Consider the following 9329-nt stretch of genomic DNA (forward strand, 5'->3'; position numbering starts at 1 on the left):
AGGCCGGCTAGCGCTGCCGGTTCAAGATTGATGTCTCGGAACTCGATCCGCCCAGCCTTGACCGCTTCGATCAGCCGCCGCTTCTGCCTGCTGATCCCGGCATCGCAGACCGGGCAGCGCGTATTGTACCAGACGGTCAGCATAGTTCCGGCATTTGGTTGGTAGCGCAAACTTGAAGGACCACGAACGATCGGGCGCCGTCAAGACGTCGCTCGGTCGCTCGCGCGAAGGAGAATGTATCGGGCCAGCCGGTCCGGCCCTTCCGCTACAGGCTCTATCCGAGCGAGGTGACGATCTCGCGGTAGGCCAATTCGGGAAAGGCCTTCAGCGTCCGCGTCCTGACATTGCCGGCTGCCGCCAGCATCAGCGAGAAGCGCGCCAGCACCGCGTCGTCGGGCGCTTCGACCATCGCCACCATGTCGTATTCGCCCATGGTCAGGTAGAACGCCTTGAACGATCCGCCCATGTCTCCCAGCTGCTTTCTGGCGGCGTCGAGCCGCTTCGGTGACTCGCGCACGTTTCTGGCACCCTGCTCCGTCCAGTTCATCAGCACGATGTAGCTTGTCATGGCACACCTCCCTCCGGGGCCACGGAGCACGGCGGCTTCGCCGGGGCGGGCATCCGGGTTATCGCCCAGAAATGCATCCGACAGCGAAATTATCCTCCCGAAGGGCCCGGCCCGCAAGAGTGCGCCCCACAAACAAAAAAGGGCGCCATCGGCGCCCTTGAACTCTTTGCATCGGTAAGTCTCAGCTATCCAGGAAACTGCGCAGCTTGCGCGACCTGCTCGGGTGCTTGAGCTTGCGCAGCGCCTTGGCTTCGATCTGGCGGATACGCTCGCGGGTAACCGAGAACTGCTGGCCGACTTCTTCCAGCGTGTGGTCGGTGTTCATGCCGATACCGAAGCGCATTCTGAGCACGCGCTCCTCGCGCGGCGTCAGCGAGGCCAGCACGCGCGTGGTGGTCTCGCGCAGATTGGCCTGGATCGCCGCGTCGATCGGCAGGATCGCCATCTTGTCCTCGATGAAATCGCCCAGATGCGAATCCTCCTCGTCGCCGACCGGCGTTTCGAGCGAGATCGGCTCCTTGGCGATCTTCAAGACCTTGCGTACCTTTTCGAGCGGCATGGCAAGCTTTTCGGCCAGTTCTTCCGGCGTCGGCTCGCGGCCGATCTCGTGCAGCATCTGGCGCGAGGTGCGCACGATCTTGTTGATCGTTTCGATCATGTGCACCGGAATGCGGATGGTGCGCGCCTGATCGGCGATCGAACGCGTGATCGCCTGCCGGATCCACCATGTCGCGTAGGTCGAGAACTTGTAACCACGGCGGTATTCGAATTTGTCGACCGCCTTCATCAGGCCGATATTGCCTTCCTGGATCAGGTCGAGGAACTGCAGGCCGCGATTGGTGTATTTCTTGGCGATTGAGATGACGAGGCGCAGATTGGCCTCGACCATTTCCTTCTTGGCGATCGCCGCTTCGCGCTCGCCCTTCTGCACCTGGTTGACGATCTTGCGGAATTCCAGGATCGAGATCGCCGTTTCGGTGGCGAGGTTCTGGATCTCGGCGCGCAGGTCCTTGATCGCATCCTTCTCGTTCTTGGTGAATTCCTTCCAGCCGCGCGAGGTCAGGTTGCCGATCGAGCGCGTCCAGTTCGGGTCGAGCTCGGAACCCTGATATTCCTTCAGGAACTCTTCGCGACGCACGCCGTAGCTTTCGGCGAGCCTGAGCAGCTTGCCTTCGTTCTGCACCAGGCGCTTGTTGATGTCGTAGAGCTGCTCGACCAGCGCCTCGATGCGCGCCGTGTTGAGCGACAGCGACTTCACCGCCTTGATCAGCTGGTCCTTCAGCTCCTTCAGCCGGCGATCCTGGCTGGGCGACAGCGTGCCGGCCGCGGCCAGACGGTTCTCGACCTGCTGATCCTGCAGCTTGCGCAGCTTTTTGTAGGTGTCGGCGATAACGTCGAGCGTCTCCATCACCTGCGGGCGGAGTTCCGCTTCCATCGCGGCCAGCGACAGGCTTGCTTCGTCCTCGTCTTCGTCGTCGTCATCCGTCAGCCCACGCGTATCGGCGCCGACATTGGTGATGTCGTCTTCGTCGTCGCGCGAACGGCGCGGCTTGTCCTCGACCTTGGCTTCCTCGACGCGCTCGACCACCGGCGCCTGCTTGGCCTCGGGGCCGGCATAGGTGGCTTCGAGATCGATGATCTCACGCAGCAGGATCTTGGATTCGTTGAGTTCGTCGCGCCAGATGATGATGGCCTGGAAGGTCAGCGGGCTTTCGCACAGACCCGCGATCATCGTCTCGCGACCGGCCTCGATGCGTTTGGCGATGGCAATTTCGCCCTCGCGCGACAAAAGCTCCACCGAGCCCATCTCGCGCAGATACATGCGCACCGGATCGTCGGTGCGATCGGTCGGTTCTTTCTTGGTGGTGGTGGCGGCAACCGCGGTGCCGGTCTGCTCAGCCAGCTCGTTGGCGTCTTCCTCGGCATCGGCCGCGGTGTCGGCGGCCTCGGGCTCCTCGCCCTGCTCGTCGTCCTCGACCACGTTGATGCCCATGTCGGACAGCATCGCCATCGTGTCCTCGATCTGCTCGGAGGTCACTTCCTCTGAGGGCAGCACCGAATTCAGCTCGTCCATGGTGACATAGCCGCGCTTCTTGGCGGCCTTGATCATCTTCTTGACAGCATCATCGGAAAGGTCGAGCAGAGGGCCATCGGTGGCGCCTTCGCGTTCGGTTTCGACCTCTTCCTTTTCCTTTGTCGCCATAGTCTTTATCTTCTCCTAGCGGCCGAACTTCAAAGCCGCGTAAGCTGTCGGACCAGTCAAATCGGATGCGCTCGCTTATGAAACGCGCTTCACCGGGCCAGTAACTGCATCAACTCGTTTCGTTTGGTGTATGTCGTTGCCCCAAAACCGGGTTTCCCCTTTTTGGGCGACATCCATTAAGTCCAGATTAACCCTGATATCTGTGGCAGGCGGGCTGCCTGTCCAGTGACCAGTACCTCACATCGCTTATTTCCCGTCGACGCGGGTTCGGGTTAACGTTTCGAATCGTCCTGATTCCGCCAATCTGCCAGAAGGTCAAGCGCCTCTCGCATGATTCGCATGAAAAAAGCGAATCAATTACCCGACTTAGCCCGTTACGCGCCATTTCGACGCGCAACGACGCTTTCTCAATTCACTCGCTTCCAACTAAGCTCGCCCTGCCCTGCCCGAGGAGACGCCAAACCCTTCGATCAGCGCTTCCGTGGCTTGCACATCCTGGAATTGCGCCTGAATTTCGATCAGGTGCCGGTAGTTTTCGTCTGTGGGATCGGTGGCGAGCGCCGCTTCCGCCTGTTTCAGTTCCTTATGTAAGGTGCGCGCGCTGCGCTGCAAGTGCAGCGCCTGGCTGAAAGCATCGCGGGCATCTTCAAGGGCGGCGGTCTCCAGCGCCGGCCATTGCCGCATCCGCCGGATCAACCCGACGGCCCGCTCCCAGATCTCGGCGCAGCCGGCGCGTTCGATCGTCGCAATCACCGCCTGCCGGTCATTGGCCATGTCATGCGCCATTGCATCGAGGATTGCCGCATGCAGCCGCCTCAGATCGGAGTTGGCGAGATCGAGAAACTCGATATGGGCGAAATTCTCGTCGATCAGTGCCGGATGGTTGACCAATGCGACGATGATCGTCGCCTCGCGCACCGACATCCCCTCGCCGCCGCGTTTGACCAAAGCCGACTGGCCGAGACTTTCGGTGATCGCAATGCGGCCGCCACCGCTCTTGGCGAACTGCCCGCCGGGAGCGGCTGCCTTGCCCTGGCCCGGGCGCCCATCCTGGCGGCCGCTTTGCCTGGTGCCGCGCTGCGAGCCGAAGAAGCTCAACACGCGCTCGCGCATCTCCTGTTGATAATGGTAGCGGAGACTTTCATCGCGGATGCGGCTGGTCAGTTCGCGCAGCGTCTTCTCAAGCTCGGCCCGCCGCTCCGGCGTGTCGAAGACGCCGCCCGCCGTCTCACGCATCCATAAAAGATCGACCAGCGGCCGCGCCTCGGCCAGAACGCTACGAAACGCATCCGGTCCTTCGGCCTTGACCAGATCGTCGGGATCCTTGCCTTCCGGCAGCAGCGCGAAACGCGCCGAGCGGCCGGCCTGCACCGACGGCAGCGCCATGTCGGCGGCCCGCCACGCGGCCTTCAACCCGGCCTTGTCGCCGTCGAAGCACAACATCGGCTCCGGCGCCATGCGCCACAGCAGCTCGAGCTGGTTCTCGGTAAGCGCGGTGCCGAGCGGCGCCACGACATTCTCGAAGCCGGCCTGTGCCAGCGCGATGACATCCATATAGCCTTCGACGGCGATGACCGTGCCGCCCTTGGCCAAGGCCTTGCGGGCGCGGGCGAAATTATAAAGCACGTTGCCCTTGTGGAAGAGCTCGGTGTCGGGCGAGTTCATGTATTTGGCCAGCGCATCGGGCTGCAGCGCGCGGCCGCCAAAGGCGATGATCTTCCCCCTGGAATCCGGGATCGGAAACATGATGCGGTCGCGGAACCAGTCATAGGAAACCGGGATGTCGTCGCCGTGGCGCACCAGTCCGCAGGCCTCGATATCGGCTTTCGGCACGCCCCTGGCGGCGAGATGCTCCTTCAGCGCATTGCGGCTGTCGGGCGCAAAACCAAGCCGGAACGATTGCTGCGTCGCCGGCGTCAGGCCGCGGTCGCGCAGATAGGCACGCGCCTTGGCGCCTTCCGGTCCCTGCAGCCGTTCCTGGAAGAAGGCGGTCGCCATCTCCATGACGTCGGTCAGGCTGGCGCGTTCCTTTTCGCGCCGCTCCTCCTGCGCATCGCGGACCGGCATCGGCACCCCGGCCATGTCGGCGATCTTTTCCACAGCTTCGGGAAAGCTCATCCCGTCCAGTTCGGTGAGGAACTTGAAATGATCGCCCGAGACCGAACAGCCGAAACAATGGTAGCGGCCCTTCTTGTCCTCGCAGTGGAAGGAAGGGCTCTTCTCGCCATGGAACGGGCAGCAGGCCCAATAGTCGCCGCGCGGTGCGTTGGTCTTCTTGCGGTCCCACGCGACGCGCTGGCCGATCACCGATGAAATCGGCACGCGGTCGCGTATCTCGTCGAGGAAGGCGGGTGGAAAGCGCATCGGGGAACTCGTTTCCCGATTATATAATCACGCCCGCGAAATCCGACGACCCTTAATGCGGGCCATACCCGGTTTCCACAGGCAAAAAGAAAGGCGGCCGTAGCGGGCCGCCTCCCTTTTCAATGTCCGGCAAGGTGCCGATTAATGCGCGGCAAGCGCGCCGAAGATGACGCCGGAGAGGATGCCGACCAGCACATAGTCGTTGCCGACGCGGATCCATTCCTGGCCGCGGCCGGGGCGATGCAGGCCGTAGCGGCCATAGTCGCGGATCGGCTGATGGCGCTTCCAGCCGGAATATTTCTGGCCATGCCGCCAGTTGTTGCGCTTCACGACGACGACCTTCTTCTTGTAAACGCGCTTCCTCACATCGCTGTGGTGGCCGGGCTTCTGCCAGTCGACCTGGCTGTAGTTCGACTGCGGCGCGTTCGGCGCATTCAGCGGTGCGGCCTGGCCGGTGAGCGACGTGGCGGCCAGCATCGAGAAAGCGAGTGCGGAAAGGACGATGCGTTTCATGAGAAGTCTCCTTGGTTGTCGATATCGAAGCAGTAGCTGCCCATCGATGAACCGAAACTGAACGCACGCATTACAATTATGTAATGGATTCCTTGATTTACCCAAGGAAGCTGAACATGATCGCAAAGGCAGGAGCCAGTCGCACCGCAAACTCGGCCTATCCGCCGCTTCGCGCCCGCCCAGCAATGCAACCATTTGCGCGTCCGTCCATTTTCCGACACCGCCTGTCGCGCGGCAACGGCCCTTGAAATCGACAAGATTTTATTATCCGGCTAAAATATTCGAGCTATTATAAGTCACCGCCATGAACATGATTCGTTCCCTCGTTTTTCCTTCTGATCGCCACGCAAAACAGGGCGGGCGCCCTGTTTGCATGCGGGGGACGAAATGAGCGGGTCCGTCGTCCTTCTGCATCTGGCCGGCGCCGTGGCGCTGATGCTGTTTGCCACCCGCATGGTGAAGACCGGCGTTGAACGCGCCTATGGCGACGTGCTGCGCCATCGCCTCCGCGCCACCATGCGCAATCCGATCATGGCGGTGCTGGCCGGCCCCGGCCTTGCCATCGCCCTGCAGAGCTCCACCGCCGTCACGCTGCTGGTCGGCTCCTTCGCCGGCTCTGGCATCGTCTCTGGCGCCGCGGGTCAATTGGCAGTGCGCGGCGCCGAAATCGGATCGGCGCTGGTGGTCAAGCTGCTGACCTTCGACCTCACCTTGCTGGTGCCGCTGTGCCTGATCACCGGCACGGTCATGTTCATGGCCACCGAGCGGCGCGACTGGCGCCAGTCCGGCCGCATCCTGGTCGGCATCGGCCTTCTGATCCTCTCGCTGGAGATGATCGGCCAGGCATCGGAGCCCCTGCGCAACAGCCAGCTCATGCCGGTCATCATCAACTACTTCTCGACCGATTCCATCACCGCCTATCTGCTGGCGGCACTGATCACCTGGCTGTTCCAGTCGAGCATCGCGGCGGTGCTGTTGATGGCGACGCTGGCAGGCCGTGGCCTGATCACGCCCGAACTTGGCGTCGTTCTCATCCTTGGCGTCAACCTCGGCTCCTCGATCATCGCGCCGATGCTGACCCGTTCGTCGAGCCCCGAGGTGCGCGTCGTGCCGATCGGCAATCTCCTGATGCGCGGGCTTGGCTCGCTGGTCATGCTGATCCTGGTCATGATCTTCAGGCCGCACTTCGCCTTTCTCGGTTCGACGGCGGCGGACCAGATCGTCAATGCCCACATCCTGTTCAATGTGCTGATCCTGCTCGCCGGCCTGCCGCTGGCAGGCTTCGTCTACCGCGCTTCGGAGAAGATCGTCGCACTTGGCACCAAGCCCGTGCCGGCCGCCTCGCTTGACGTCGTCGAGCTGTCCGCGCTCAACGAAAGCGCGCTCGACGTGCCGAGCCAGGCGCTGGCCAATGCCACCCGCGAGGTGGTGCGGGTCTGCGAGACGATCGAGATCATGCTCAAGCGTATCATCGAACTCTATGAAAGTGCCGACGCCGACAAGATCAAGGCGCTGGCCGCACTCGACGACCGCGTCGACCGCAAGCACGCCGCGATCAAGCTCTACCTCGCCAAACTGACCAGGAACCCGCTGACCGAGGACGAGGCGCTGCGCTGCCAGGAACTGATCGGCGCCTGCGTCAAGCTCGAGCAGGTCGGCGACATCATCGTGCGCAACATGCTGGTGCATGTGAAGAAGAAGTTCGAGCGCGGACTGGAATTCACCGACGAGGGCTGGGCCGAGCTGTGCGCCTTCCATGGCTCGGTTCTGGCCAATGCGCGGCTTGCCTTCAACGTTCTGGTGTCGCGCGATCCCGAGACCGCCCGTCAGCTGGTGCTGGAAAAGGACCGGCTGCGCGACCGCGAAAAGGAAACCAGCGCCAGCCATTTCGTGCGGCTGCGCGACGGCACCGCCAAGAGCGTCGAAACCAGCTCGATCCATCTCGACACCATCCGCGACCTGAAACAGATCAATTCGCTGCTGGCCTCGATGGCCTATCCGGTGCTTGAAGAGCGCGGCCTGCTGACGGGGTCGCGGTTGAAGGCGAGCTGAGAAGCGCCACTTTCCCTTCTCCCCTGGGGAGAAGGGAAGCGGCTGCTCGCATCCAATTCAAGAAAACCTAAACTCGCGACAAAAATTTCTGGATTGCCCGCAAAGCCCATCCGTGGTTTGAGGCGCTTCCAGCTAAGGCTTCCCCATGTCGCTTCCGCTCATCGCCCTGTTCATCGCCGCCTTTGCCTTCGGCACCACCGAATTCGTCATTGCCGGCGTGCTGCCGCAGGTGGCGCAAGGCCTGGGCGTCTCGGTTCCCTCCGCCGGCTATCTCGTCTCCGGCTATGCCGGCGGCATCGCCATCGGCGGCCCGCTGCTGGCGCTCGCCACCAAGTCATTGTCGCGCAAGAGCCTGCTGCTCGGCCTAGCCATCGCCTTCACCATTGGCCAGGCGGCTTGCGCGCTGGCGCCCGATTTCACCTCGATGCTTCTGTTGCGCATTGCCGTGGCGGTCGCGCATGGCGCCTATTTCGGCGTCGCCATGGTCGTTGCCGTCGGTCTCGTGCGCGAGGACCAGCGCGGCATGGCTGTCGCCGTCATCCTGTCCGGCCTCACCGTCTCCAACGTCATCGGCGTGCCGGCCGGCACCGCGATCGGCAACATCTGGGGCTGGCGTGCGACTTTCTGGGTGATGTGCGCGCTGGGTGTCGCGGCAACGCTTGCCATGGCAGCCCTTTTGCCGCGCACCACCGGCTCATCGGCCAAGCCCGCCGGTTTCGCCCGCGAGGTCCGCGTGCTGGCCCGCCAGCAGGTCTGGACATCGCTGATCCTGATGCTGATGCTGATGATCGGCCAGTTCGGCCTGTTCACCTACATCACGCCGACACTGCTCGAAGTCACCGGTCTCGACGAGAACCTGGTGCCGTGGGTGCTGCTGCTCAACGGCGTCGGCGCGACGCTCGGCGTCTTCCTCGGCGGCAAGCTCTCCGACTGGAAGCTGATGCCGTCATTGATCACCATGCTGGCCCTGCAGGCGGTGACGCTTGGCGTGATCTATGCCGTCAGCCCCTATCCCCTGCCGATGGTTGTGGCGATCGTCATCTGGGGCGGTCTCAACTTCGCCATCGGCACGCCGATCCAGACCCGCATCCTGGCCTGGACGGCAGATGCTTCCAACCTCGCCTCGTCGCTCATTCCCTCCGGCTTCAATGTCGGCATCGCGCTGGCCGCTTCGTTGGGCGCCGCGATGCTGAACAGCGGCTATGGCTACCGCAGCCTGCCGCTGCTGGGCGCCATCGCCATGCTGGTCGCCGTGGCAGTGGCGCTCGCCTCTTATGTCTGGGAAGGGCGCAGCAACGCCACGCCGCCGCTGACAGCCCCAGCCGAGTAGATCACGATCCGGAAAAGTGGACGCCGGTTTTCCGAAAAGATCGTGATCAACCAAAAGCGCTTCACCCGCGCCAGCGCAGCAGGCGCATGGCGTTGGCGGTGACCAGCACGGTCGCGCCGGTATCGGCCAGGATCGCCGGCCACAGGCCGGTGATGCCCAAAATGGTGGTGACCAGGAACACCGCCTTCAGCCCCAGCGCCACGGTGATGTTCTGGCCGATATTGGCCATCACCGCCCGCGACAGTTTCACCATACGCGCGACGTCCATGACGCGGCGATCCTGCACGGCCGCGTCATGG

Annotated in this window: 6 protein-coding genes and 2 pseudogenes; 2 read left to right on the forward strand and 6 right to left on the reverse strand. The window is 63.0% G+C overall.

The features are described 5' to 3' along the window. From EN994_RS35970 to EN994_RS07685, 5 genes and pseudogenes are all read right to left on the reverse strand, one after another. Nucleotides 1-143: pseudogene (locus EN994_RS35970) on the reverse strand (thiol-disulfide oxidoreductase); the annotation flags it as partial. Nucleotides 144-274: 131 nt separating this feature from the next. Next, the gene (locus EN994_RS07670; protein ID WP_063168777.1) at nt 275-568 is read right to left on the reverse strand and encodes a GYD domain-containing protein; all 294 of its coding nucleotides are present in this window, start codon (nt 566-568) and stop codon (nt 275-277) included. 181 nt (nt 569-749) lie between these two features. Further along, the gene (gene rpoD / locus EN994_RS07675) at nt 750-2771 is read right to left on the reverse strand and encodes an RNA polymerase sigma factor RpoD (RefSeq protein ID WP_013530149.1); all 2022 of its coding nucleotides are present in this window, start codon (nt 2769-2771) and stop codon (nt 750-752) included. A gap of 426 nt (nt 2772-3197) precedes the next feature. Beyond that, entirely contained in the window at nt 3198-5135 is a 1938-nt protein-coding gene (gene dnaG / locus EN994_RS07680) for a DNA primase (protein ID WP_063168778.1), read from the reverse strand. A 141-nt stretch (nt 5136-5276) separates the two neighbouring features. Then, nucleotides 5277-5648, reverse strand: a complete 372-nt coding sequence (locus EN994_RS07685; protein WP_013530147.1) for an RcnB family protein — start codon at nt 5646-5648, stop codon at nt 5277-5279. Nucleotides 5649-6035: 387 nt separating this feature from the next. On the opposite strand from EN994_RS07685, the gene EN994_RS07690 reads away from it, so the two are divergent. Both EN994_RS07690 and EN994_RS07695 read left to right on the forward strand, forming a co-directional pair. Then, nucleotides 6036-7700, forward strand: coding sequence for a Na/Pi cotransporter family protein (locus EN994_RS07690; RefSeq protein ID WP_127307467.1), 1665 nt, complete (start codon nt 6036-6038; stop codon nt 7698-7700). Nucleotides 7701-7845: 145 nt separating this feature from the next. Further along, nucleotides 7846-9030, forward strand: a complete 1185-nt coding sequence (locus EN994_RS07695) for an MFS transporter (RefSeq protein WP_024505485.1) — start codon at nt 7846-7848, stop codon at nt 9028-9030. Between the two features lie 61 nt (nt 9031-9091). Here EN994_RS07695 and EN994_RS07700 read toward each other — a convergent pair. Continuing rightward, nucleotides 9092-9329: pseudogene (locus EN994_RS07700) on the reverse strand (heavy metal translocating P-type ATPase); the annotation flags it as partial.

This window comes from Mesorhizobium sp. M7A.F.Ca.CA.002.09.1.1, from assembly GCF_003998555.1.
Classification (GTDB): Bacteria; Pseudomonadota; Alphaproteobacteria; order Rhizobiales; family Rhizobiaceae; genus Mesorhizobium; species Mesorhizobium ciceri.